At 60.6% G+C, this 25649-nt stretch carries 25 protein-coding genes; 16 read left to right on the forward strand and 9 right to left on the reverse strand.

The features are described 5' to 3' along the window. The 9 genes from KSW38_RS16505 to KSW38_RS16545 form a co-directional block, all read left to right on the forward strand. A partial coding sequence (locus KSW38_RS16505; protein WP_216926168.1) for an L-serine ammonia-lyase, iron-sulfur-dependent, subunit alpha occupies positions 1-123 on the forward strand: 123 nt, incomplete at its 5' end. 38 nt (positions 124-161) lie between these two features. After that, positions 162-983, forward strand: a complete 822-nt coding sequence (locus KSW38_RS16510) for a DNA/RNA non-specific endonuclease (RefSeq protein ID WP_216926017.1) — start codon at positions 162-164, stop codon at positions 981-983. Between the two features lie 233 nt (positions 984-1216). Then, complete coding sequence (locus KSW38_RS16515) at positions 1217-1609, forward strand: hypothetical protein (RefSeq protein WP_216926018.1); 393 nt, start codon at positions 1217-1219, stop codon at positions 1607-1609. Between the two features lie 183 nt (positions 1610-1792). After that, a complete protein-coding gene (locus tag KSW38_RS16520; RefSeq protein ID WP_216926019.1) occupies positions 1793-2539 on the forward strand; it encodes a hypothetical protein in 747 nt (248 codons plus the stop codon). Then, positions 2539-3678, forward strand: coding sequence for a peptidoglycan-binding protein (locus KSW38_RS16525; RefSeq protein WP_216926020.1), 1140 nt, complete (start codon positions 2539-2541; stop codon positions 3676-3678). The genes KSW38_RS16520 and KSW38_RS16525 overlap by 1 nt, the downstream gene beginning before the upstream one ends. A 2-nt stretch (positions 3679-3680) precedes the next feature. Continuing rightward, on the forward strand, positions 3681-5666 hold the full coding sequence (locus KSW38_RS16530; RefSeq protein ID WP_216926021.1) for an ABC transporter ATP-binding protein/permease: 1986 nt from the start codon (positions 3681-3683) through the stop codon (positions 5664-5666). 121 nt (positions 5667-5787) lie between these two features. Beyond that, on the forward strand, positions 5788-6876 hold the full coding sequence (locus tag KSW38_RS16535; RefSeq protein ID WP_216926022.1) for a lipid II:glycine glycyltransferase FemX: 1089 nt from the start codon (positions 5788-5790) through the stop codon (positions 6874-6876). A gap of 106 nt (positions 6877-6982) precedes the next feature. Further along, on the forward strand, positions 6983-8296 hold the full coding sequence (locus KSW38_RS16540; RefSeq protein WP_216926169.1) for a peptidoglycan bridge formation glycyltransferase FemA/FemB family protein: 1314 nt from the start codon (positions 6983-6985) through the stop codon (positions 8294-8296). A gap of 27 nt (positions 8297-8323) precedes the next feature. Then, positions 8324-9811: a threonine/serine exporter family protein gene (locus KSW38_RS16545; RefSeq protein WP_216926023.1), complete on the forward strand. Its 1488-nt coding sequence runs from the start codon at positions 8324-8326 to the stop codon at positions 9809-9811. Between the two features lie 14 nt (positions 9812-9825). On the opposite strand, the gene KSW38_RS16550 is transcribed toward KSW38_RS16545, so the two are convergent. After that, a complete protein-coding gene (locus KSW38_RS16550) occupies positions 9826-10665 on the reverse strand; it encodes a siderophore-interacting protein (protein WP_216926024.1) in 840 nt (279 codons plus the stop codon). Positions 10666-10717: 52 nt separating this feature from the next. Further along, positions 10718-11485, reverse strand: a complete 768-nt coding sequence (locus KSW38_RS16555; RefSeq protein ID WP_216926025.1) for a uracil-DNA glycosylase — start codon at positions 11483-11485, stop codon at positions 10718-10720. A gap of 108 nt (positions 11486-11593) precedes the next feature. Between KSW38_RS16555 and KSW38_RS16560 the strand changes: the two genes are divergently transcribed. The 5 genes from KSW38_RS16560 (at position 11594) to KSW38_RS16580 (ending at position 16179) form a co-directional block, all read left to right on the forward strand. Then, positions 11594-11929, forward strand: coding sequence for a DUF3263 domain-containing protein (locus tag KSW38_RS16560; protein WP_377654442.1), 336 nt, complete (start codon positions 11594-11596; stop codon positions 11927-11929). A 48-nt stretch (positions 11930-11977) separates the two neighbouring features. Continuing rightward, a complete protein-coding gene (locus tag KSW38_RS16565; protein WP_216926026.1) occupies positions 11978-12598 on the forward strand; it encodes a LytR C-terminal domain-containing protein in 621 nt (206 codons plus the stop codon). Between the two features lie 191 nt (positions 12599-12789). After that, positions 12790-12993, forward strand: a complete 204-nt coding sequence (locus tag KSW38_RS16570) for a cold-shock protein (protein WP_216926027.1) — start codon at positions 12790-12792, stop codon at positions 12991-12993. Positions 12994-13305: 312 nt separating this feature from the next. After that, positions 13306-14931, forward strand: a complete 1626-nt coding sequence (gene groL, locus KSW38_RS16575; RefSeq protein WP_216926028.1) for a chaperonin GroEL — start codon at positions 13306-13308, stop codon at positions 14929-14931. A gap of 210 nt (positions 14932-15141) precedes the next feature. Beyond that, on the forward strand, positions 15142-16179 hold the full coding sequence (locus KSW38_RS16580) for a ribonuclease HI family protein (RefSeq protein WP_216926029.1): 1038 nt from the start codon (positions 15142-15144) through the stop codon (positions 16177-16179). A gap of 150 nt (positions 16180-16329) precedes the next feature. On the opposite strand, the gene KSW38_RS16585 is transcribed toward KSW38_RS16580, so the two are convergent. From KSW38_RS16585 to KSW38_RS16600, 4 genes are all read right to left on the reverse strand, one after another. Then, positions 16330-16620: a WXG100 family type VII secretion target gene (locus tag KSW38_RS16585; protein WP_216926030.1), complete on the reverse strand. Its 291-nt coding sequence runs from the start codon at positions 16618-16620 to the stop codon at positions 16330-16332. Positions 16621-16805: 185 nt separating this feature from the next. After that, positions 16806-18251, reverse strand: a complete 1446-nt coding sequence (locus KSW38_RS16590; RefSeq protein ID WP_216926031.1) for a sensor histidine kinase — start codon at positions 18249-18251, stop codon at positions 16806-16808. A gap of 2 nt (positions 18252-18253) precedes the next feature. Next, complete coding sequence (locus KSW38_RS16595; RefSeq protein WP_026543233.1) at positions 18254-18964, reverse strand: response regulator transcription factor; 711 nt, start codon at positions 18962-18964, stop codon at positions 18254-18256. A gap of 67 nt (positions 18965-19031) precedes the next feature. Next, entirely contained in the window at positions 19032-19667 is a 636-nt protein-coding gene (locus KSW38_RS16600) for a LysE/ArgO family amino acid transporter (RefSeq protein ID WP_216926032.1), read from the reverse strand. A 68-nt stretch (positions 19668-19735) separates the two neighbouring features. Between KSW38_RS16600 and KSW38_RS16605 the strand changes: the two genes are divergently transcribed. Together KSW38_RS16605 and KSW38_RS16610 are read left to right on the forward strand one after the other, a co-directional pair. Further along, positions 19736-20641, forward strand: a complete 906-nt coding sequence (locus tag KSW38_RS16605) for a LysR family transcriptional regulator ArgP (protein WP_216926033.1) — start codon at positions 19736-19738, stop codon at positions 20639-20641. A 200-nt stretch (positions 20642-20841) separates the two neighbouring features. After that, the gene (locus tag KSW38_RS16610) at positions 20842-21066 is read left to right on the forward strand and encodes a hypothetical protein (protein ID WP_216926034.1); all 225 of its coding nucleotides are present in this window, start codon (positions 20842-20844) and stop codon (positions 21064-21066) included. A gap of 51 nt (positions 21067-21117) precedes the next feature. Here the strand turns inward: KSW38_RS16610 and KSW38_RS16615 are convergent, their stop codons facing one another. From KSW38_RS16615 to KSW38_RS16625, 3 genes are all read right to left on the reverse strand, one after another. Next, complete coding sequence (locus KSW38_RS16615) at positions 21118-23310, reverse strand: multicopper oxidase family protein (RefSeq protein ID WP_216926035.1); 2193 nt, start codon at positions 23308-23310, stop codon at positions 21118-21120. 12 nt (positions 23311-23322) lie between these two features. Further along, positions 23323-23796 carry a hypothetical protein gene (locus KSW38_RS16620; protein ID WP_216926036.1) on the reverse strand — a complete coding sequence of 158 codons (474 nt, stop codon included), beginning with the start codon at positions 23794-23796 and terminating at the stop codon, positions 23323-23325. A gap of 187 nt (positions 23797-23983) precedes the next feature. Next, the gene (locus tag KSW38_RS16625; protein ID WP_216926037.1) at positions 23984-25642 is read right to left on the reverse strand and encodes a DNA repair helicase XPB; all 1659 of its coding nucleotides are present in this window, start codon (positions 25640-25642) and stop codon (positions 23984-23986) included. Positions 25643-25649 lie beyond the last annotated feature (7 nt).

The raw sequence follows: 25649 nt of genomic DNA on the forward strand, positions 1-25649 counted from the left end.
GGGACGCACCGGGTGTCGCTGGATGAGGTCATCGTGACCATGCGTGAGACGGGCAAGGACATGTCCTCCAAGTACAAGGAAACCGCGATGGGCGGCCTGGCCGTCAACGTCGTCGAATGCTGAGTCTTTTTACTGTCAGTCCCTAGTGCCATGCTGTATCCATGAGCGGGGGATACGACAGGGATTTCTTGCGGGCACGCCTTGAGCTGCCCAGTCCGTCGGCAACGACGATTCTTTTGGACTACATCCACTTCTCCGTGCGTTTCCGGGCTGCCCGGAAACTCGCGGCGATAGTCGGCGTCAACATCAACGGCAAGGAACTGAGTCCGCTGGCTCGCGAGGGCACATGGCATTTCGATGACAGGATCCCCAAAGAGCAGCAGGCCGGGCCGGACGTCTACAAGAACAATGCCTTCGATCGCGGGCATCTTGTGCGGCGCCTGGATCCCGTCTGGGGTGACGATGCCACGGCCAAGAAAGCCAATCAGGACACCTTCGTCTTTACCAACGCGGCACCGCAGGTGGACGACTTCAACCAAGGCAAGGAACTCTGGGTGGGGCTCGAGGACCACGTGTTGGAGCACGCGGACGCGTACGACGCCAAGCTTTCGGTGTTCACCGGACCCGTACTTCTCGACGACGACCTTCCCTACAGAGGCGTACAGGTTCCGCGGAAGTTCTGGAAAATCGCAGCATGGACCAACGATGCCAAGCTCGCCGCCGCGGGCTTTGTGTTGGACCAGTCTCCGTTGCTTGGCAAAGTTGAGCTGAAGAGGGCCATCGACCAGCGGCTCCTGGAAGGCGAACCGCCGCCCTTGGGACCGTTCCGGACCTTCCAGGTTCCCATCGGCCAGATCGCAGACCTGACCGGACTGAGTCTCAGCAGACTCGCCAACGCCGACCGGCTGGCCAGCGGCCAGCGGGAACTCGGGAAGCAACCGAAAGCCATCAAGTTGGAGAGCCCTGATCAGATCCGGCTCTAAGGACACGAACGCCCCCTTTATACGTGTCGCGGCCATGAGCTTCGTGACGCCCAAAGATGACTATTTCTTATACATCTCCAAATATTTCGGTTTTGAATGCCGGAATCATCATCCTGATTGACGTTCAACCCTCACCTCTGTATTTTCGGTTCTGCTGGGGGGCCGCCATTGTGGAGCGGGTTTACAATGCACGAGTCGCCAGAATTTCACTACTAGAGAGATGGACTGGTGACATGAGGAAAATTGCCAAATTTCTGGCCGCATCGGCCGTAGTCATTCCGGTTTCAATTGGGGTGGGTGCGGGCCCGGCAAATGCCGGGGCTGATCAGACCTGCGCCAACGGTAAGGTCTGTTTGTTCCAGAGCTCAGTATGGAATGGAACGAAGTACTCTAACAACTACGCGGCAACCTACGTCGGTGACGCTGCTAATGATCCGACATCAAACATTGTGGGATACACCACGAATCCAGCCTGCAGGTACGTCATGTTCTACGAGCACCTGAACTTCGGCGGCAACTCCTTTTACATGAAGGAAGGGCAAGCAATCAGCTATCTGGCCGACATTGCCTACCCCGGTGGCGGCAACTGGGACAATCGCATCTCGAGTCACGACGAAGCCTACTGATTCCGCCTCACGCAAGATACAGCTATCGCACTGCATAGAAGAGTTGGGGGAGGCAAAATGGCGCGGCATCCACTGGGTGTGCTCGTGTTGGTAGTCGCATTGGCCGGATGCAGCGCCAACTCGCAGCCTGGCGGAGTGGACGCTGCGTCCTTGCCTTCCGTGGACCGAGCAGCATATGCCGGCGTGCACGCAAAACTGGATCCGGCTACGGCGACCATTTCGTTGCCCATGGATGCGTATGAAGCGACGCCCGACGAATCAATGGTCATAACGGCGGCCAATATGTATCTCATAGAGGATTGCATGAAAAACGCCGGTGTCACGATGCCAGAGAAGCACGGGGATCTGACGGTCAAAGCCGATCAGTCGTATGGCGTTTGGGTTCCCGAACTTGCGGCAAAATACGGATATGACAAGCCGATCATCCGTATTGTCTCGGGCATTTACGATTCCCAGACGAGGGAATCAGGGGATGTAAACGTCAAGAAATACTTTGAATGCGATACCGCAACGGTGTCGAGTCAGATATCTCCGTTCCGAAGCAGAATCGCCGGTGAAGACTCATTGCTGACAAACATTAGCAATGACTCAAATGCGTTATCTGAGCGGGATCCTGACTGGAGGGAATCACGCGACGAGTGGATTGCGTGCCTCAAGGATGCCGGAATTTCTATGCGGCAGGACTCACCGGACGCCTGGGTGCCTTCATACCCTTCGGACAAGCAAGGCGAAATCAGGACAGCTGTACAAGATGCGAACTGCAAGCAGGAAACCAAGGTAATGCAACGCATCTCGGATATCCGAGCGCAGTATCAATCTGCCCTGATTGCCGCCAACCAAGCCGCTATGAACAAGCTCGCCGATGACAAAACCGAGGCTCTGGCCAAAGCGAGGACGATTCTGCGGCAACATGGCAAGGGTGCCGCTTGATGCCTTTGCAACAAGACGAGGTAGTTAAGGTCCCGCGTGTTCCGCGACTCCGGCGAATCATTGGCTTCTTGGTCATAGTCACGGCTGGAATGGCAGGTTCTTTCTTTGCCGGAAGCTACGTGAAGTCACCCCAGTCTGTGGCCCTCGACGCCGTCAACACTCCAATCCAGGTGACTGCGACAGTGGAGCGCAGGGCCTTGGCGAGCACACTGATCGTCCCCGGGAGCATGACTCCAGGAACGTCGGTGGGCGTGACAGCATCAGTGCCTCCAGGGACTGAGCGCGCCGTCATCACCCGCATGCTGGTTGCTGTTGGCGACACGCTAAAGCCAGGGACGATCGTTGCGACTGTGTCCGGGCGTCCACTCATTGTGATATCAACCTCCGTCCCGTTGTATCGGGACCTGAAGGATGGTGACACCGGCCAGGACGTTTCTGCCTTGCAGAATTGGCTTCAATCCATAGGGTATCGGCCCAGCACGACCGGAGTATTTGATAAGTCCACCCAGGAATCCGTGGCGGCTTTGTACCGTGACGTTGACCAGCCAGCACCAAAATCCGACGACAAGAAGGCTATGGTCCGGTGGAGGGAGTTTGTTCAAATTCCAGGTGATGAGGGCTCGGTGACAAGCGTCGCTGCTTCAGGAGCCGTGCTAACGGACGATCTTTTGGTAGCTACCGCGCAGACGGCCCCGGACGTGGTCGTGGGACGGGCGTCTATCACCCAGGCTGAAGCTCTCACAGTTGGCCAGGCCGTCGCGCTCGAAGCCAGTGGGTACAACGCTCAGGGCGTCATTCAGAGCATCGGGGTTTTCGACCAAGGCAATCCGGAAAAGGGGACGCTTCCCGGAATGGACATCATCGCATCCGTTCCGGATGATCCCAACAAACCCAAGCCGGGTCAGCCTGTGTCTGTCAGCGTTAAGGAGCCGGTCCAGGAGACCTTGGCAGTTCCGCTGACCGCCATCAAGCAGGATGACATCGGGACGTACGTGACTGTGCCAAGTTCGGAAAAGGACGCCGGTGAGGGCACATCGGCGGAAAGAATTGACGTGACGGTGACGGGGCAGCGCGATGGCTGGGCCGCCTTGGCCGAGACTTCGAAGCTGGAACCTGGAACAACGGTCGACGTGTCGTGAACATGCTGGCGCCAAGCCCCGGCAGGATTCCCCTGCTCCGGTTGGAAGGCATCGGGCGCTTCTATGGAGGAGCCGATTTACCTACTGCGGCCCTTCAAGACGTCAACCTTGAAATCTGCGAGGGTGAATTCGTTGCGATCATTGGTCCCTCAGGATCCGGCAAATCAACGCTACTGAATATTCTTGGACTGTTGGACCGTGCATCGGATGGCAAGTACTCGATCAACGGTGCAGACGTATCACGGATGGCAGAGAAGCAACGTGACTGGTTGCGATCGCGGATGTTCGGGTTTGTCTTCCAAGCCTCGCATGTGATCGTGGATGAATCGTCCGCACGGAATGCAGCGCTCGGCCTTCGTGTGCAAGGCGTCCGCCACGTGGAACGGGAGTTGGAAGTAACTAAGGCCCTGCTGCGCGTTGGGTTGCTCCACAGGGCAGGCGTGCTCGGCAAGAACCTCTCTGGAGGGGAGAGGCAACGTCTTGCCTTGGCTCGTGCTCTCGCGACGAAGCCCAGGATTCTGTTCGCAGACGAACCCACGGGCAACCTGGACAGCGTCAATACTCAGAGCGTCATCGCGGATCTCAAGGCTTTGAATCGAACCGGGGTGACAATCGTCGTCATTACGCATGATCCGATCGTCGCCGCCGCAGCAGACCGCCAGATTGTCATCGACGACGGACGACTGGAGAAGCCCGAGGCGCTGGGTTCCCCGGCCCTGGCAGCTGTTCACGAGCACATGGGCGGACGCCCGGATCCAACTGAAGCACTCTCCCCAACCTCACTGTGGAGACGCCTCAATCTCTTGATGGATGACGTCTGTGATGCGTTGGCATCCCTTACCTCCAGGGCAGGCAAGGCACTGCTGCTCATTCTTGCGTTCATGCTGGGATCGGGCGGACTGGTTGCCTCGGTAGGCCTTAGCCAAAGCGCCTCCGCGCAGGTTTCCGAGCGCTTGGCCGAAGCCGCCTTGGATGAAGTACAAGCTTCTAGAAGCCCATCCGGGGTGCAGCCCGCGAACGCTGACATCGCAGCCTTGCGAGGTCAGAAGGGGAAGATAGAGGATCTTCACGGAGTCGTCGCAGTTGGTTTGCGCGTGGAGTTGGCGACTTCTGAATTTCGCCCCACACGCTTTCAGCCAAATAGGGGAATCCAGGAGGACGACTTCGCAGGGTCACTCTTGGCCGTGGACTCGACCTTCCTCGACATTAGCCAAGCCGTAGTTGAGCCTGCCTCTGCGTTAGCTCTCCTGGACAATTCCTTTGGAAAGCCTGTAGCAATATTGGGACACGATACGGCCGCCCGTCTAGGGATTCCTTCTGTGGGTCCGGGCCAGAAAATTTGGATCGGTGGGCAGCCCGTTCCAGTCGTGGGCATAGTACAGCAGCCCGGAAGGAACCCGGTCCTTGCAGACAGCATCATCCTGGGGATCAGCGCCTACCCATCCACTGCTTCTGACAACCCACTATTTGTGGTCCGCACCCTCCCTGGGTTTCCAGCGCCACTGGCCGACGTGATCCCTTTAGCCCTCGACGCCGCCCATCCCGAGCACTTCACAGTAAATACCGTGGCCGACCTTCGCTCACTCCGAAAGGGAGTCAACAATGACTTGGGCCTATTGATCAGTGTCATCTCGTGGCTGTTGCTGGCACTCGCCTGTCTTAGCGCTGCTACGTCCATGTATCTGACTGTGCAAACCCGAAGATCGGAGATTGCACTCCGGAGGGCCCTCGGTATGAGTCGCTCCAGCATTGGCCGGATGTTTATCTTCGAGGGCTTGCTTGTGGGATTGGGCGGTGGACTGGCTGGGGGAGCGCTCGGAGTGCTGGGAGTTCTGGCCTTTTGCCTGAGCCAACAGTGGACACCGGTGCTGGGGCCTGAAGCAGTGTGGACCGGAGTTGCCGCTGGCGCAGTTACTGGTGTTCTTTCTGCGACGTATCCAGCGATTGCGGCGTCCAAAGCGGATCCGGCCCAAGCTATTCGCGCGTAGTTCGAACGGGCAACTCACCGGGAGTCGGGCTATTTTCCTCGGCCCGATAGACTTGAGGCTGCATGTCCGCATGGGCACTTGCTTCTGAGCACCGATTTGAACACTGCACCAAACCCTGAGATTGGACACGGCCACCTTGCGAGAATTTACCGCCCGCTTTGCCACCGCCGAGGAAATCGATAACTGGGACAAGCACGTCACAGCCAACCCCAATGGCGGCAACATGCTGCAGTCGGACGCATATGCGGCAGTCAAGGACGGCAACGGCTGGTTGGTCCGCCGCCTGGTTCTGGAGACCGCCGAATATTCCAGCTACAACCTGCTCCTTGAGAAGAAGTTCCCTGTCCTTGGCCGCCTTTGGTACCTCATCAAGGGACCGGACGCTTCCGCCATTGATGACATCAAGCCGATGCTTGGCTCAATCGCTGCACTGGCACGTGGGCAGAAGATGAATGTGTTCTCCATCAAGATCGAGCCAGACATCGTTGCATCCAGCGAGGCGACGGCTCAGCTCGCGGCCGCCGGGCTGATGAAAGCCCCCAACATCCAGTCCAACGACTCAACAGCGCTGCTGGATATTTCGGCCCCGGCCAATGAAGTGCTCCGCAGCATCTCATCGCGGGCCCGCAACGCGGTCCGCAGGGCAGAACGTGAAGGATGCGAAGTCCTTCCGGCTGAGCCTGGCGAGGACAGCTACCGCAAGCTCTACGCCCTGATGCAGGACACAGTGAACGCCAAGGGTGCCATGCCGTTGCGGAGCTACGAGTACTACTCCCGTTTCTGGCACGAATTCTGCAGCCGGGGCCAAGGGCACTTCTTCTTTGTCTACGAGGACGGCGCACCCAGCGTCGGAGCTTTCGTTATCAACTATGGTTCCAAGGCAACCTACAAGGATGGCGGCTCCACGCAGAACCGCAAGCAATACGGTGACTCGCATTTGGTCCAGTGGGCTGCGATCCAGCGGATGCAGGATCTGGGCTGCGTTGAGTACGATTTCTGTGGCACGCCGCCTGCCGCCCGGATCAAGGACAAGACCCACCCTCTATTCGGTATGGGTTTGTTCAAAACGAGTTTCACCAAGACCGTTACGGACTTCGTCGGCTGCTATGACCTTGTCCTGGGACCAATCCGCTACAAGCTGTGGCTCAAGGGTGCAGAGCGCGTCTTCCGCCGGCTGGAAACTATGCGAACCGGCGGACAGTTCTACTGAGAACCGGCACCAACCCAACACACTTCAGGCCCGCCCCGGCCACCAACGGGCGCAAATCTATCTAGGTGAGGTAATTTCTTTGACTCCGATCGAGGCTGGAACCGGCATGGAATTCGTGATTCTCAGTGACGCTGATTTCGAGACATTTGCCAAGGGACACCCGCAAGGCAGCTTCATCCAGTCCGTGGACCTGGCGCGTTTCCAGCGTGCCCGCGGCCAGGAAGTGGAGCTCTTTGGTGTGACCCGCGGTGGCAGCCTGATCGCCGCCGGAAAGCTCGTCTACACCTCCAACCGCTTTGGCTACAAGGTCTGCGACTGCGCAAAGGGACCACTGCTGGACTACAACGACGCCGAAGCGGTGCGGTTCGTCGTCGAGCAGTTGAAAAAGCATGCGGCCTCGAAGAAGGCTGCTGAGCTGCGGATCTCACCGAACGTCAAGTACATCGCCCGCGACGAGGACGGCGCCGAGCACCCGGAGGTTGAGGACAACCGTCCACTGCTGAAGGTACTGGCAGGGTTGGGCTTCAAGCACCAGGGCTTTGAGATGAACTTCGCGAACATCAATTGGATGTTCGTCAAGAAGCTGGACGGGATCGTCGATTCTGAAGAGCTCATCATGGGCATGAATTACCGCACGCGCAAGGCCATCCGGAAGGCCGAAAAGAACGGCGTTTACCTGGAGCAGGCCACGCTGGAAACGCTGGACGACTTCTACAACGCGCTGAGCACTGCCGGCGACGAAAAGGGCTTCACCTACCGCGAGCGTGACTACTACGAGCAACTGCTCCGCAATACCTCGGATGAGTTCACGAAGCTCATGATGGCCAAGATCAACATCCCCGAATACCGGGCGTCGATCACCGAGCGTCTGGATGCCGAAGCCAAGACGCTCGCGGACCTCAAGCGCGACGTCGAGGAAACCGGGAGCAAGAAGAAGGCCAACCGCATCAAGGTGGTCCAGGACCTCGTGGACAGCTACGAGCGAAGCCTCAAGGATATTGAACGCTTCCCCGACTCGGTGGGCGTGGCTACCGTTGCGGCAATCCACTTCGCTTGCTCCGGCGATGAAATCGTGTGCGTGATCGGTGGTACTGTCCAGGACTACATCTACTTCAACGGAGCTACGTCGCTTTACTGGGGCATGATGCTGCACGCGCTCAACAATGGCTACTCCCGCTACAACTTCTACGGCACGTTCGGCATTCAGGGCCAGGATGAAACCGGTCACGGCGGCTACGAATTCAAGAAGGGCTTCGGCGGCGAAGTGGTCCAACTGGTGGGCGACTTCGTTGCACCAGTGAACGTGCCAGTGTTCACCGCTTACCAGGCGGTCAGGAAGCTTGCAGCTGCCGCCAAGACGGTCCTGGCAAAATTGCCGGAGCCTGGAAACCTGCTGAGTAAATTCCGGGGGAAGAACTAATCAACGAAGCCAAGGGAGGAACACTGCGTGACTGAACGCCCTGAGGGCTCCGGCGGCAGGCCTCACACTGACGGCTTGCCGAAGACCCAACCGATGCGGCCATCGCAAATCCGGCAGAACGCCAATGCCAAACGCATGCTGATGCGCTTGGTGCAGGGCGATAGCCCGCCCACAGCCCCCATGAACATCGTGGACCGGCTCGCGGGAAGTCCCTACGCCAACCCAACGATCCAGGTGGTCGGCGTCGACGCCTCAGCGCGCAAGACCATCGACTTTGCCCTGCATCTGGCCGAAGTCATGTTCCGCTACGGCGCGGGCGCCCTTGAAGTTGAGACCAGCATGATTGCCGTGACTGCCGCCCTTGGCTTGAAGAACGTTGAAGTGGACATCACCAACCAGTCGGTGGCCATCAACTATGCGCCGAAGGACCAAACCCCCATCACGTTGTTGCGTGTGGTGCGCTCGTGGACCAACAACTACGCCGGCCTCGCCCAGGTGCATCAACTGGTCACCGACATTGTGGCCGGGGGAGTTGGCCGCGACGAGGCAGTCCGTCGGTTGAATGACATCGTCCGGAGTGCCAAGCCCTTCCCTCGCTGGATGGTCACGGTTGCCTTCGCTGTCTTCGCCGCGGTGTTTGTGGGCGTACTGGGCGGCGGCCCGGGCGCTTCAGTCTTGGCCTTTGGCTCCAACTTGCTGATCAGCCTGGTTGCGCGACAACTGAGCCGGTGGCGCACCCCGGACTTCTTCATCACCATGTCGTGCTCGTTTTTGGTGACATTTATTGCCCTCATGTTGCGTTGGGCGGGAGCGGACATCGCTCCGTCCATTGTTGTTGCGGGCGGGATCCTGTTGTTGCTTCCAACAGGGAGGCTTGTGTCCTCCGTGCAGGACGCCATCAACGGCTTCCCCGTCACGGCAGCAGGACGATTCCTCTCCACGCTGCTCACCTTCGGCGCGATCGTCGCTGGTATCGCCGTCGCCGTCGTGGTCGGGACACTCATGGGCAGCGTAGTCCTGGACGTCACCCAAACATTCCCGGATGCGTATCCTTTGTGGGGCCAAGCCATTCTGATTGCCATCGCGGTAGTGGCTATCGGCGTGACCGAACAGACGCAGATGCGTTTGTTACTCCCGACGGCGGCGGTCGGCTTGGTTGGCTTCTTCGTCTTGTGGGGGGCTACCACTGCAGGGTTCGGCGACCGCTTGTCGCCGGCAGTTTCGGCGGTGGCCATCGGCCTGCTGGCTCGGGTAGTGGCGCTAAAACTTGGTGCTCCCCAACTTGTGGTTGCTGTTCCGGCGGCGCTCATTCTGCTGCCCGGCCTGACTATATTCCGTTCAATGTATGTATTGACCATCGAGGAAGCGGACATTCTTCAGGGTGCAGGAGGCATGCTGAACGCAGGCGCGATCGTCCTGGGAGTTGCTGCAGGAATCGTGCTGGGGGACAACCTGGCGCGGCCGCTCACGAAGGGCCTATCCAGCAACGAGCGCCGCAGGGTACGGCGTCGCTAAATCTGTCCTGGCCTCTAGATCTGTCCTACGGGAAGCTTCTTCTCTGCCTGGAAAACTTCCTCTACCCGGCCCTGGGCCCAGTAGCCGGAGAGGGAAACCTGCGAACGTTCCAGGCCGCGCTGGGAGAAGAAGATCTGGCGCAGGCCCTTCATGTAGCCCCTTTCGCCATGCGCAAAGACGTCTACGCGGCCGGGCAGCCACTGCATGTCGCGAAGCGCGTCCAGCAACAGCTCGCTGGATCCGGCCGGAACTCCGTTGCGCTGCAGCCAACGGAGTTCCAGACCGGCAGGAGCAGAGATAGGCAGGATATCCTCGGCGCTGTCCACCTCGAGGAACGCAAATCCACGGGCTTCCGGGGCAAGTGCCTCTATGCACGCTGCGATGGCTGGAATCGCGGCGTCATCGCCTGCGAAGAGGTGCCAATCGGCGTCGGGCGCGGGGTTGTAGGCGCCACCGGGACCGGTAAAAATCAGCGGGTCCCCAGGTTCGGCCGCCGCTGCCCAAGGCCCCGCCAGGCCCTCGTCGCCATGGACTACGAAATCAATGGCCAGTTGCCGTTCTTCAAGGTTGACCCAGCGGATGGTGTAGGTCCGGGTGTGCGGCCATTGCTCACGTGGCATCGTCTCGCGGATGGCCCACAGGTCCAGCGGAAGTTGGTAATCAACGCCGGGCTGCGGAAAAACGATCTTGACGTATCGGTCCACGTATTCGTTGTTCGCATAGTCGCTGAACCCTGGGCCGCCAGCGACGATCCGCACCATGTGAGGTGAGAGCCATTCTTTGCGCAGGACGGTCAGGTTAACCTGCGGGCGCGTGTTCCGGGTGGCGGACGAGGTGACGGGGAGAGCAGCCATGTAGGCAAGCCTAAGCTAAATCGTTGGGTGTCACCTGGGTATGAGTCGAAGGTTACAGGACGGGTAGTTCCCAATTGACGGGCTCTGCGCCCTGTGCCGACAACAGCTCGTTGGCTCGGCTGAACGGCTTGGAACCAAAGAAACCACGGGATGCCGAAAGGGGGCTCGGGTGCACCGAAGTGATTGCCGGGGTGCCATCCAGCAGTGGCATGACCGCTTCGGCGTCCTTCCCCCACAGAATCGCTACCAGGGGACTCCGGCGTCCCGCGCTGTCGGTGCGATGGGCTACCGCCCTGACGGCCGCCGTCGTGATTGCCTCCCAGCCTTTGCCGCGGTGTGAGCCAGCGCTCCCTGCCGCGACACTCAGGATGCGGTTCAGCAGCAGTACGCCTTGGTCCGTCCAAGCTGTGAGGTCGCCGTGGATGCGTGGCGGCAGCCCGAGGTCTTCGTGGAGTTCGCGATAGATGTTTGCCAGGCTTCGGGGGATCGGCCGTGTATGCCGCGAGACGGCAAAGGAAAGCCCGACGGCGTGTCCCGGGGTTGGGTACGGATCCTGGCCAAGGATGAGTACTTTAACGTCAGCCAGTGGCCGGGAGAAAGCCCGGAGAAGGTTGGTAGCTTGAGGAAGGACTTGGATCCCTTGGGCAGCCTGAGCGGCAACAAAGGCCAAAGCTTCACGGAGTTGGCCTTCCACGGGGCGCAACGCGTCCGCCCAATCCGCGGCCATGAGCTCTTCCAGGGGTTGGTCAACAAGCTCGTTGAAGCCCGAGTCGGCAACGCCGGCAGGTTCCAGGTCAAACAGTGCATCCTCACCAGTCACCCTGTCATTGTCTCCTCCATGGCATCGGCGGTGCGAATGACAGCGTTGTTATTCGCCCGTAACATGGGGGTAGGACATTTTCCCCCAATCAGCGTCAAGGAGTGTGCCGTGGCAGAACCAGCACCGGAACCAATGGCGCCGCAGTCTACCGTTTTGGCACTTGAAGACCTGGCGGCAGAGACCCGCAGCGACTCACCTTTGAGTGACCGTGATCAGCAGATGTTGGCGTTGGAGCGGCAATGGTGGAAGTACGCCGGCGCCAAGGAACAGGCGATCCGTGAGCTCTTCAATCTCTCCGCCACGCACTATTACCAGATCCTGAACGCACTTATCGATACGGAAGATGCGTTGGCCCACGATCCCATGCTTGTGAAGAGATTGCGTAGACTACGTACGTCGCGCCAACGTGCGCGGACAGCGCGCCGATTGGGGTCCGACGCGTAAATCGCCCGGCTGATAGTCAGCAGCAACCAGCAAGGACAAGGCTTCACCATGACCAAATTTGCCAAGGATGAATTCGACCGGGTCCCACAGAACAGCTCCCGGCAGGGTGTGCACCGTGACGCCCAAGAGACGGTCCGCCCCAATTTGTGGCCGGTACTGACCGTAGGAGCCGTCGCCCTGGTGCTGGGACTCGTCGCTTTCCTGATACTTCCGCGGCTTGGCCTGGTGGCCCCCGGTGCGTCCACAAGCGTTACGACGCCGGCGCCCCAGCAGGGCGAAACCTCCCCGTCTGCTGCACCTACCGAATCAAGCAACGCCCCCATCGCTTCCGGTGAGCCGAGCCCGGGCACAACACCCTCGGGCGAGACCTCGGCAACTCCTTCTTCCGCGCCCGTGGACAAGACCGTCGCTGTAGCCGTCTACAACGGCACGGCTACGGCCGGGCTTGCCAGCCGTGTCGCAGGGCTGGTCCAAGGCGATGGCTGGACACTGGGAACTGTGGGGAACTGGGGAGGCCTGCCGCAGCAGTCTTCCGTGGTCTTCTACAACGTGCCCGGTCAGAAGGCGAACGCAGAAGCGCTGGGCAAGCTTCTGGGTATTTCTGCGGTTGTTGAATCTCCGGAAATACAGCAGCCGCTGGTTGTTGTTGTGGGACCTGGCTACCAGTAATTTCGCTGACTTTCAGCCGTTTTTCACCGGGTTCCAAGCCTTCAAAGCGGCAACTCGGTTAAGCCTCAATAACAAAAGTCATGGTGGACCCCTCCGCGGCAGCGCGCGGATAGTGACTGTGGTTACAGTGGATTGATTCCGGTCCGGAGATCCCGGCAACCGGTCTTGGCTACTGTGAAAGTGTGGGCATCATGGCTTTGGGAACCGTCAAATGGTTCAATGCCGAAAAAGGGTACGGCTTCATCACTGTGGATGACTCCGGCGACGACGTCTTCGTGCACTGGTCCGCTATCCAGATGGAAGGCTTCCGCGCTCTTGAGGAAGGCCAGCGGGTGGAGTTCGAATTAGGCGAAGGACAGAAGGGTCCGCAGGCCGAAAGCGTCCGCGTGGCATAGTCCCTTCGGCTGTCACGTCAGCTAACGGCTGAAACCCCTTTGTTTATAGCGCAAAGTGGCACTTCTGCTTGCACTCTCCCCGGTCGAGTGCTAATTATTGATTTAGCACTCCAACGCTTCGACTGCTAACTGCGGCCCGGTTTACGCCGGCGGTGGACGGCTCTCGAAACGGAGGAGGATCAAGAAACACCTTGGTGGGGTGAGGTTCGGAGCGCGGGGCATACAGAGGCCGCAAGCAAAGGACCGTCCGTCGCGGGCACTCCATCTGACAGGTTCCTTCTTAACGACTGTCCCGAAAGGACTACCGCCGTTATGGCCAAGATCATTGCATTTGATGAAGAGGCACGCCGCGGCCTCGAGCGGGGCCTGAACATCCTCGCCGACGCCGTCAAGGTCACCCTCGGCCCGCGTGGACGCAACGTCGTCCTCGAAAAGAAGTGGGGCGCCCCCACGATCACCAACGATGGTGTTTCCATCGCCAAGGAGATCGAGCTGGACGATCCTTACGAGAAGATCGGTGCTGAGCTGGTCAAGGAAGTTGCCAAGAAGACGGATGACGTCGCTGGCGACGGTACCACCACCGCTACGGTTCTCGCCCAGGCACTGGTGAAGGAAGGCCTGCGCAACGTTGCCGCCGGCGCCGACCCCCTGTCCCTGAAGCGCGGCATCGAGAAGGCCGTTGAGGCCGTCATCTCCGAGCTGCTCGCCTCCGCCAAGGAGATCGAGACCAAGGAAGAGATCGCAGCTACGGCTTCCATCTCCGCCGGCGACCCGGAAATCGGCAGCCTCATTGCCGAGGCCTTGGACAAGGTGGGCAAGGAAGGCGTCATCACGGTCGAAGAGTCCAACACCTTCGGCCTGGAGCTCGAACTCACCGAAGGCATGCGCTTCGACAAGGGTTACATCTCCGCTTACTTCGTCACTGACGCTGAGCGCCAGGAAACGGTCCTCGAGGACCCGTACATCCTGATCGTGAACTCCAAGATCTCCAACGTGAAGGAACTCGTCACGGTTCTGGAGAAGGTCATGCAGTCCAACAAGCCGCTGCTGATCATCGCTGAAGACATCGAGGGCGAGGCCCTGGCCACCCTGATCGTCAACAAGATCCGTGGCACCTTCAAGTCTGTAGCCGTCAAGGCTCCCGGCTTCGGTGACCGCCGCAAGGCACAGCTCGCCGACATCGCCATCCTCACCGGTGGCCAGGTCATCTCGGAAGAAGTTGGCCTCAAGCTGGAGAACGCTGGCCTGGAACTCCTCGGTACCGCCCGCAAGGTTGTTGTTACCAAGGACGAGACCACCATCGTTGAAGGTGCTGGCGACGCCGAGCAGATCGCAGGCCGTGTTGCCCAGATCCGCGCCGAGATCGAGAACTCCGATTCCGACTACGACCGCGAGAAGCTGCAGGAACGCCTGGCCAAGCTGGCCGGCGGCGTTGCAGTCATCAAGGCCGGTGCCGCAACCGAGGTTGAGCTCAAGGAACGCAAGCACCGCATTGAGGACGCAGTCCGCAACGCCAAGGCTGCTGTTGAAGAAGGCATCGTCGCCGGTGGTGGCGTTGCCCTCATCCAGGCTGGCGCCAAGGCATTCGCCAACCTCACCCTCCAGGGTGACGAAGCAACCGGTGCCAACATCGTAAAGGTTGCCATTGATGCTCCGCTGAAGCAGATCGCCTTCAACGCTGGCCTCGAGCCGGGCGTTGTTGCCGACAAGGTTCGCGGCCTGCCTTCCGGCCACGGCCTGAACGCTGCCACGGGTGTGTACGAAGACCTGCTGGCTGCCGGCGTCAACGACCCCGTAAAGGTCACCCGCTCGGCTCTCCAGAACGCTGCTTCCATCGCTGGCCTCTTCCTGACCACCGAGGCTGTAGTTGCCGACAAGCCTGAGAAGAACGCTCCGGTTGCCGGTGGCGACGACATGGGCGGCATGGGCGGCTTCTAAGCCTCCTAAGCTGTAGCGTCACGCTTTAGAGCAAACGACTGCGGTCCCCACCATTTTGGTGGGGACCGCAGTCGGCGTTAAGAACCAAGTAGCCGTAAAACCAAATGGGGGACAGCTCGGGCTCTTATGGCGGGCCCGTAGCGGGAGGTGCTGTCCCCAGTTGGTACTAGCACGCTTTCAGTGTCTGTGTGGTCTGGCAGGATTGAAGGCATGACGATTATTGCTGCCGCCGATGGCTCTGCCCTCGGCAATCCTGGGCCGGCCGGTTGGGCCTGGTATGTTGACGACTCCTGTTGGCGCGCAGGAGGTTGGCCCCACGGCACCAACAACATGGGCGAGCTCATGGCTGTCCTGGACTTGTTCCGCTCCACTGCCCACCTACCGCAAGAAGAACTGCTGATCCTTTGCGACAGCCAGTACGTCATCAACTGCATCACCAAGTGGATGCCCGGATGGAAGCGGAAGGGTTGGCGCAAGGCTGACGGAAAGCCCGTCCTGAACGTTGACCTCCTCAAGGACATCGACCAAGCAATCGTCGGGCGCAAATACACATTTGAATGGGTCAAGGGCCACGCCGGACATGACCTCAACGAGGCAGCAGACGAGCGCGCACGCGCCGTAGCCACCGCCTTCCAGCAGGGCACGGCAGCTCCAATCGGACCAGGGTTTACGGGTTCAGGCCAAGTCTTGGCCGAGCCTGTTCCTGCCGCAGCGGCCGCCGGCAGCGTTACGAGCACCAGCCAAGTTCGCACAACCGCTCCCGTTCCCACAACCGCTACAGGTCCCCAGACCAGAGCTGGACTCAGCTTCCAGTCCCACTCCGAACCCACGCTGTTTGGGGAGTCGGGTATCTTCGGCCAGCCGGATCTCTTCAGTGAACTGGACGAGGATGCGTCCGCCCGGGAGGTGCCCGCAGAGGAAATCGTGGTTGCCTTGGAGCGCGAGCTCCTGCGCCCCGACGTGCGCACTGACATCGGCAGGATTGGAGTATTGCTTCATCCCGACTTTGCCGAGATTGGAAGCTCCGGTCGCTTCTGGACCCGGGACGCCATGATGGTCGCCCTTGAGGAGGACCCAGGCGAACCCATTGAGTTGGAAGTTCTTAGCGCCGATCGCCTGAGTGAGAACACTATCCTGCTGAACTACCGCAGTTTCGCGCATTCAGGTTCGGCCCTCCGCAGTTCCGTTTGGCTGCTGGACCGAGGCCAGTGGCGGCTCCGATTCCACCAGGGAACCCCCGAAAACTGACCCAACTGGAGGTACAGCACAGGAGGCAAGGACAGGAAGCAAGCAACGGGCTTTGATGACCTGCGGGGCGGCTGCACAGGGGGAAGACAGCCGGCCCCGCAGGAGCTTATAGGTAGCTGGACCTCGTGTGTAGCTTGACCGTGGAGCCCCTTAGTAGGCGAACCGCTGGGTGTTGCCCTGCTCCACTTCGAGGTAGCTTGCGGCCGCCGACGCTAAAGCCATGTTGATGGACGCCAGTGAGCCCTCGACTTTGTTTTGCGTCAGGGTCCATTCAAGGACAAGCGATTGGAAGTTGGTGGCAGCAGAGCCCTTCCACGTGGCTTGAAGCTCGTCCAGTCCCTGCTTCATGGCCTGCACGTCCGTGCTGATGCGATCAACGGTTGCTTTGACGTTGGACGACTTGAGCTGAAGGAGTTCTGTGTCGACGGAAATGACGCTCATGGGTAATGCCTTTCGACGATGATGTTCCGCTGGTCGCGGCGGTGTGCGTGGCCACAACATTGAGCCTAGGCAGCCGCCTGGGGCCGGGGAACAACCATTCGTCGCTATGTGGATAACAGCCCTGTTGAAGGGCCGCTAGAGGTAACGCCGCCGCTGGGGACGCCAGCATGACTGGCATATCGGCGTTATTGGGATATCAGCTCCGCGGGCTCCTCGCGGAACGGGAGGCTGACCACCAAAGTTGCGCCGCCGCCGTCGGTCTCTTTCACCCGGACGCTGCCCCCATGCGAGCCAACGATGGCAGCCACAATGGCCAGTCCGAGGCCACTGCCGCCGGTTTCACGGGTCCGGGACGTATCGGCACGGTAGAAGCGTTCAAAGATCTTGTTGGTCTCAGCCTCCGGAATGCCGGCCCCGTGATCCCGTATCTCGATGACCGAAAACGCGCCTTCAGGACTGGTCCGAACACCAACTGCGAGTTCTATCGGGGTGCCCTCTGGCGTGTAGCGCAGGGCGTTGCCCACCAAGTTGCCGATTACCTGCCGAAGTTTGGCCTCATCCCCCTGGACCGGGGCTGGGGTGGGGGACGATCCGTCGAGCCCGATGAGCGTAATGTTCCGGTTGCCCGATGAGGCTTTGGTATCCACTACGGCGTCGTGCGCCAACAACTGAAGGTCCACCGGCTTGAGCTGCAACGGCCGCTGCTCGTCCAGCCGGGCCAAGAGGAGCAGGTCTTCCACCATGGACCCCATCCGCTTGGCTTCGCTTTCGATTCTGCCCATGGCGGTGGCGACGTCTTCGGGAGTCGCCAGCGCGCCGTGGCGGTAAAGCTCAGAGAAACCCCGGATGGTGACCAAGGGGGTCCGGAGCTCATGGGAAGCGTCCGCGGCGAAGCGGCGCATCCGGGCTTCCGAAGCGGCGCGCGCCGCAAAGGAGGCCTCAATATGGGCCAACATTGCGTTCAATGAAGCGCCAAGCCGGCCCACCTCTGTATGGGGGTTGTCGATTTCCACGCGGCGGGAGAGGTCGCCTGCGGCGATCGCTGCGGCTGTCTTCTCCACCCTTGCCAGGGGCCTGAAGGATCGTGCCACAGTCCAAGTAGCGATGAAGAACGCCAGAACCAGGGTCAGCAGGCCGACGCCCACCACCACCAGCACGGCGTGTTCCATGACTTTGTCCACGGGCGTCAGCGGCAGGCCGATAATCACTACGCCGTTCTGCCCGTTGGCCACGACGCCCACGGCGACGACACGCCAGTTGCTACCGGCGGTGCCGCGCACCTGGAACGGTGCATTGCCACGCGCTTTGGCCTCGGCAGGAGTAATGTTCGCGATCGCCGGACGGTCGTCTTGCATGCCGCCAAAGGGGTACGGCGAAAGCCCTGGAACGTACAGGGTCAGCGAGTAGTCCGTGGGTACGGCAGGGTTCGGCTCGGACAGCTTGTCGAATGACTGCTGGTCCTGGGCCAGCGCGACGGCGGCCTTGAGTTTGTCGTCCACCTGGCCTTGCAGGTAGCTCTTGACGAGGGTCAGCGTGCCAGCACCCGTCGCGGCCAGCGCGAGGAGGAGCAGCCCCATGATGATGGCGACGAGCTGCGACCTCAGGGACGCCGATTTCCAGCGTTGCAGCAACGTCAGCGCTTCTCTGCCGTTCGCAGCACGTAGCCCACTCCGCGCTTGGTTTGGATGAGGGCTGCGGCATCGGGGTCGATGTCCACCTTGCGGCGCAGGTAGGAGATGTACGACTCAACGATCGAGGCGTCGCCGTTGAAGTCGTATTCCCACACGTGGTCGAGAATCTGTGCCTTGGAGAGAACGCGGTTGGGGTTCAGCATGAGGTAGCGCAGGAGCTTGAACTCGGTGGGGGACAGCTCAATGACCGTGCCACCGCGGCGGACCTCGTGGGCGTCGTCGTCGAGTTCGAGGTCGTCCACCCGGATCACGGCGTCGTCGTCCTCAAGGGGCTGTGTCCGGCGCAGTACGGCGCGGATGCGGGCCACTACTTCGTCAAGGCTGAATGGCTTGGTGACGTAGTCGTCCCCGCCCACAGTCAGGCCCGTTACCTTGTCCTCGGTGTCGTCCTTTGCCGTCAGGAACAGAACAGGGAAGTGTTTGCCCGCGGCACGGAGCCGACGCGTCACCGTGAAGCCGTCCATGTCGGGCAGCATGACGTCCAGGACTGCGAGGTCTGGGGCATGAAGGTCCGCGGCGGCCAGGGCTTCGCGCCCATTGGATGCGGCAACGACCTCGAAACCTGCAAACCGCAGGGACGTGGAGAGAAGCTCGCGGATGTTGGGTTCGTCATCGACGACAAGGAGCTTGGCTTCGGGGCCGTTCTTTTTCATGACACCCATGATGCTCCCAGTTTCTGTGAGTTATCTGGATGCTTGATGTGAGAAGGCTGGCGCGCCGCTAGGCTCCCAGTGCGAGTCCTGCGCCGAGGGCTCCCATGGTGACAGCGATCCCACCGTCCAGGATTCGCCAGGACGTGGGGCGCGCGAAGAAGCCGCGGAGGAATCTGGCACCGAAGCCCAGGGAGGAGAACCAGAGGACGCTTCCCAGCATCGCCCCGGCGCCGAACCACCATTGCAAAGGACTGCCCTGGGCGCTGGCCAGCGAACCGATAAGCGCGATGTCCAAGTAGACATGCGGGTTTAGCCACGTCAACGCCAGGACGGTGGTGAGGACCGCGGCGAGGCCACGTTTGGCGTCGGCATCGGTGGACGGCGTATCGGAAGAATCGAGCGACTGCGGGCGAAGAGCGCGACGGGCAGCAAGCACCGCGTAAGCCATCAGGAACGCAGCCCCCACAAAGCGCAGAATCACGACGGCGGCAGGAGCGACTGCTATAAGTGCGCCAGTGCCAAGCACCCCGGCGGCGATAAGAATGGCGTCTGAGAGTGCGCAAACCGCGACCACCGCACCTATGTGTTTGCCGAGGATTCCTTGCCGAAGCACGAAGGCGTTTTGGGCGCCGATAGCAACGATTAGGCCAAGACCCGTCACAAGGCCGAGGCCTGCCGAGTTGAAGAAGTCAGAGAAAGTCACCCTTAGAAACTATGGGCGGCAGGAGACTTAGACCAGCTAATGTTTTGCATGTGCCGTAAGATTTTCTTATGTCGCAGTTTCCCTCAGAGCAGTTGCTGACGTTCGCCACCGTCCTTTCGGAAGGCACGTTGGATGCAGCTGCGCGCAGGCTCCGCATCACGCCGTCGGCGGTGTCCCAACGCTTGAAGGCGCTTGAGCAATCGTCCGGAAGGGTCCTGCTCCAGCGGAGCAATCCGGCGCAGGCCACAGAAGCAGGCGAAGTGGTGCTTCGCCTTGCCCGCCAAGTGGCCCAGTTGGAAGCAGACGCGAGCGTTGAGTTGGGCTTGGGCACGGATGGTCCGCAGCTGGCTGTGCCAATCGTGGTGAATGCGGACTCGCTTGCGGTCTGGTTCCTGCAAGCACTTGCCCGTGTACCCAGCGACCTCAACATCACCTTTGACCTGCACCGCGACGACGAACAACACTCCACCTCGATGCTGCGTTCGGGGACCGTCATGGCCGCAGTCACGGCCACCCCGGACCCGGTGCAGGGTTGCCGTGTGGAGAGCCTCGGGGTCATGCGTTACCGGGCAGTGGCAGCGCCAGTCTTTGTTGATCGTTGGTTTGCAGATGGGGTGGACGGAGGCAAGCTCAATACGGCACCAACCGTGGATTTCGACCGTAAGGACACCTATCAGTGGGCCTTCGTGGAATCGTGGCCGGATGCTTCAAAAGCACAACAGAAGGGGCCGCGACACTACGTGCCGGCTTCGCAGGACTTTGGCGACGCCATTCGCTTGGGCTTGGGATGGGGATTGATTCCGGAAGTTCAATGTGGGCCGGACATTGCTGAAGGGCGCTTGATTGAACTCGCCCCCGAGCGCCCCTTTGATGTTCCGCTCTACTGGCAGCGCTGGAAGACGGCATCGAGAGTGCTCGACGTCCTTAGCTCGGTAGTGCGCGAAGTCTCCGCCGAGTACCTTCGGACGCCCTAGTCCAGACGTTCCAGGTGATGGGTCGTGACCTGCTTTGCTGCCAGCGCTTTCTCCGGGCAACCCATTTCAGTTGCCTCGAGTGTCCCGGACATCAAAGACAGTCAGGAAGCAACGGCCCCAAGAGTTAAGACCAGGGTTAGGATCCGGACACGCCCACCGATGCTCCTAAAAATGTCGGTGCCCCATTCCACACTGGAAACATGGCAAAAGAAGCAGCCCCTATCAGCATTCATCACAATGAAAAAGCCCCGGACGTCGAGTTCCACGTGACGTACCTGGATACAGACTCAGGCCACATCAGGCGCGAGGAATTTCCGGACCTGGCATCAGCCGAGCGCTTCGCCAGCGCGCAGCTCCATGACGCCGATTGCTGGGCAGTCGTGGATCACGTTGCAATCCCGCACGCCAGCCGCATGGTTGCCTGAGGCCGTACGCCGGACGTCCGCCCCGCCAGCTGTACTATCCCGCCAGCCGTCCTATTCAGGCCGGTTGTGGGCATGGCCACCGTGTACGAAGTCAGATGACACGCCTTCGTACTTCAGCATCATCATCATTCCTTCTGCAGCATGGTCCAGGTTGTGGCAGTGATCCATCCAGATGCCCGGATTGTCCGCGTGCAGCAGTAGCTCCCATACGTCGCCCGGTAGCACGTCCACAGTGTCGAGGATCAGCGGTGACCCACTTGGGGCAACGCCGTTCCTGCTGAGTACTTGAACGTGGTGTCCGTGCGGATGCATGGGGTGCGGCTCCGCGGTGCGGTTGACGATCGTCATTTTTATGGTGTCCCCTTCGGCCACCTCGATGGATGGCACCAAGGGATAGGCTGCGCCGTTCACCGTAAACGCGTAGCGCGGAACTCCGTCAACAAAGCGGAACTGGCGATCCAAAACCAGCACTTCCTCCCGGACATTTTCTGCGGGTTCCGGTGTGCCAGCCACAGGTTGGCCATAGTGCAATAGGTCCAGGACGGGGGTCCTCGCAAAGACGCCCGGCTGTGCCTTCTCCGGGACTGGCGTCTTCTCCGAAACGTCGTCTGCCTTCGCTGTGGCATTGGCGCCTTCCCCAGCCGAGCTGGCCGGGCCCGAGCCGGACGGGGCAACCACGACGACGGCGCTGGCCGCCGAGTCAGAGCGGAGCGTCACCTCGGATTCGGGCATTGTGAACGTGACGTCCATCCTTCCTCCGGCTCCAAGCCTTAATAGCTTCCCCGTGACCTCCTGAGGCTGGTTCACCTCCGTTCCGTCCACTGCCGCAACCTTGAACGCCGTTCCGTCCACAAGGTAACGCTGTGGCAGGGAATCAGTGTTGATGAGACGAACGCGAACGCTCGAGCCCGGAGCGGCCTCATGAATACTGCTACGGTCTGAGGAGCCCAGCAACCCCAGACCGCCGAGGTCGTGTCCCGCCACCACAATGTCAGTGTCCGCGCGCGGCAGTGTGGGGTTGTGCACGACGAATGTGCCGTAGAGGCCCTTGCGGACACCTTCGGCTGAGTCTTGGTGCGTGTGGTACCAATATGTGCCAGCTTGGGCAGCAAGGAACCGGTAGGTCATGGACTGCCCGGGCATGACGGCGTCCTGGGTTGCCCCGGCCACGCCGTCCATGGCATTGGGGACGTCGTAACCGTGCCAGTGCAAAGTCACGCCAGCGCTCACGTCCTGGTTCCTAAGCACAACTTCCATAACCTCGCCCAGTTGCGCTTCAATGCCGGGCCCGGGGAGGCTTCCGAAGGTCCATGCATCAGTGGATTCCCCGGAGGGCAAGGTTATGTGTTCCGTGCGGGCAATGAGTTCATAGTGCCGGACCACGGCTTTGTCAGGGAGGTCGCCCACCAGGCTGGTTACCGGAATTGGGGCCACCACGGGTGCAGTGGGGACACCTCGGTGATGACCGACGGCGGCCGTAATCACCGCGCCATCGGCGGACCGGCTACCCAGCCAGGCAAAGACTCCCGAACCTAAAGCGGTGCAGGCCATGAGTCCGGCGACTGCAGCCGCCGCCGTCGTGCGCCTGCCAACCATGCGGCTCCGGCTGGGTGAGACGCTCCCGCCGGGTGAGACGCTCCCGCCGGGTGAGACACTCCCGCCGGGTGAGACGTTCCCTCCGGCAGGGGCGGGAGGAGCGGGCGGACGCTGGAACGGAGGGAACAGCGCGAGCCGGGTTACCATCACAGTCCCTGCAACCAGGAACAAGAGAACCGCCAGCGTCCACGGGGCGGGGAACGGGCCGAGGACGAAGGTCAGTGCGAGTGAGGCAATAGCCGAAGCTGCGGCCGACACCATGGCGAGAACAGCCCATTCCTGGGTTCGGCCAACGCGTCCGGGCAGCTCCCTTGAACGTGGTGGGCCGGTGTTCCGTCTCCTCAGCAAGTACGGAACACCGGCCATCGCGGCCCAAGCCGCGGGGATGGCGGTCAGAGGCAGGCTGATGGTTGTGCGTTCGCTGGCAAACCACCAACTGCCCGCCGCCAAAGCGGGGAGCAAGGCGTAGCGCGCCGCCGTGGCAACGACGCCCAGGCCCAACAGAAGAAGTGCCAAGTCGACAACGCGTGGCTTGGCTGGCCTCTTGTCAGCTGTAGAAGAAATGGCCATCCAGGCGGCGGCTATCCAGGCGCCGGCGGCAAGGACGGCCAGCACCAAGTCGACGGCCAATAGCTGTGAAATATTCACAGCTGCCGCTGATCACGCCGTAGCGGACGAGGCGGAAGCATCCGATGCTGCTGCCTTGGGTGGAAGGGGCTGGGGGTTGAGTGCAAGCGCACGGGCACGCCTGAACAACCAGTAGGACATGAAGATGATCAGCAGTCCTGTGACGGGGTGGATGGCAGCCACCCACGACCCGGAGGGCGTGATGAAATCTTCGGACGATCCAGTGAGCATCCCGCCGATGATGAAGATGAACAGCTGCACCCACGTCATGAGGAAAATGCCGGCGGCAAGCCAAATAGTCCGGGATCCGGCTTTGGCAATAGCCGCGACAATCACAGCCAACAGTGCCGAATAGCGCAGCACGTATTGGCCGTTCATTACGTGATAGACGCCCGCTTCGTGCTGGGCTTCAATGCTGTTTTGGAAATGGAAGTAGCCGGCAAAAAAGAGCTGGGCAAGCCCTGATAGCAGGATGATTGCCGACAGGACCAGGAGGGTCTTACGCATAGGGAATCCTCTGGTAAAAAAGTCACAGATTCTTCAAGGCCTACGAATCGTCGGCACCCTGGCTGCGGGCTACCCCCACTGCCGACGACTGGCCGCCAGGCTGCCTGGACCAAGGGCAGCCCTTCAGGGCGGAGAGCTTCACTTGGAATCCTAAAATTGCTGGAGATAAATAGCAATGGCCTAACGGCTATTCGTCTGTGGCAGCGTCCTTGCCCACATCCTTGGCGTCCATGATCCGGTACGCATATCCCTGTTCAGCCAGGAAACGCTGGCGCTTGGCCGCAAAGTCCTGATCCAGGGTGTCGCGGGCAACGAGGGAGTAGAACCGCGCGGAACGGCCGTCTTGCTTGGGCCTCAGCAGGCGTCCCAGGCGTTGGGCCTCCTCCTGGCGGGACCCGAAGGAACCCGAAACCTGGATGGCTACTGAAGCTTCCGGGAGGTCGATGGAGAAGTTGGCAACCTTGGACACCACGAGCGTCTGGATTTCGCCCTTGCGAAAGGCGTCAAAAAGTTTCTGCCGGGCTTTGACACTGGTTTCCCCCTTGATCAAGGGAGCATCCAGCCGCTCTGCGATCTCGTCCAGTTGGTCTATGTACTGGCCGATGACCAGCAATTGCTCACCCTTGTGCGCCGCCACGAGCTGCTCAACCAATTGGGTCTTTGTCTCGGAGGTTGCGCACAGCCGGTATTTGTCGGCGTCGTCGGCCATGGCGTAGGCCACGCGCTCGTCGCGTGGTAAATCGACACGGACTTCAACGCAATCGGCCGGTGCGATGTAGCCCTGCGCTTCGATGTCCTTCCATGGAGCGTCGTAGCGCTTGGGCCCGATCAGGCTGAAGACCTCGCCTTCCCTGCCATCCTCGCGCACCAATGTGGCCGTAAGCCCCAGCCGTCGCCGGGCCTGCAGGTCCGCCGTCATCCGGAAGATCGGGGCGGGCAACAAGTGCACCTCGTCGTAGATGATCAAGCCCCAGTCATGACCGTCCACGAGTTCAAGGTGCGGGTAAAGTCCACCGCGCTTGGTTGTGAGTACCTGGTAGGTGGCGATGGTGACGGGCCTGACTTCCTTGACCGCACCGGAATATTCGCCGATCTCATCTTCGGTCAAGGACGTCCGCTTGAGCAGTTCGTCCTTCCACTGACGTGCCGAAACCGTGTTGGTGACCAGGATCAGCGTTGTAGTGGAGGACGTCGCCATGGCGGCCGCGCCCACCAGGGTCTTTCCCGCGCCACAAGGAAGAACGACGACGCCGCTGCCGCCGGCCCAGAAGTTCTCGGTTGCCAATTTTTGGTAAGGGCGCAACTGCCAGCCTGTTTCATCGAGCATGATCAGGTGCGGCTGCCCGTTGACATACCCGGCGAGGTCTTCGGCCGGCCATCCCAACTTGAGGAGCAGCTGCTTGAGCTGGCCTCGCTGCGAGGAATGAACCACCACAGTCTCGCCATCGATCCTGGGCCCAAGGAGCGGGGCGATCTTCTTGGCGCGGATGACTTCCTCCAGTACGGGGTAGTCGTCAGTACGCATCACCAAACCGTGCTGTGGATCCTTTTCGAGGCGAAGCCTGCCATAGCGGGACATGGTCTCTTCGATATCGATCAACAATGCATGCGGGACCGGGAAGCGGGAGTACTTCAGCAGCGTATCCAACACCTGCTCGGCGTCGAGTCCGGCGGCGCGGGCGTTCCAGAGCCCAAGAGGCGTCAGCCGGTAACTGTGCATGTGCTCGGGAGCGCGCTCCAGTTCAGCAAATGCCGCAATGGCGTGCCTGGCTTCTGTAGCGAGCTCGTGGTCAACTTCCAACAGAATGGTTTTATCGCTTTGTACGATCAGTGGACCGTCGGTCACTCTTGAA

It is taken from the genome of Paenarthrobacter aromaticivorans (assembly GCF_019038615.1).
Lineage (GTDB): Bacteria > Actinomycetota > Actinomycetes > Actinomycetales > Micrococcaceae > Arthrobacter > Arthrobacter aromaticivorans.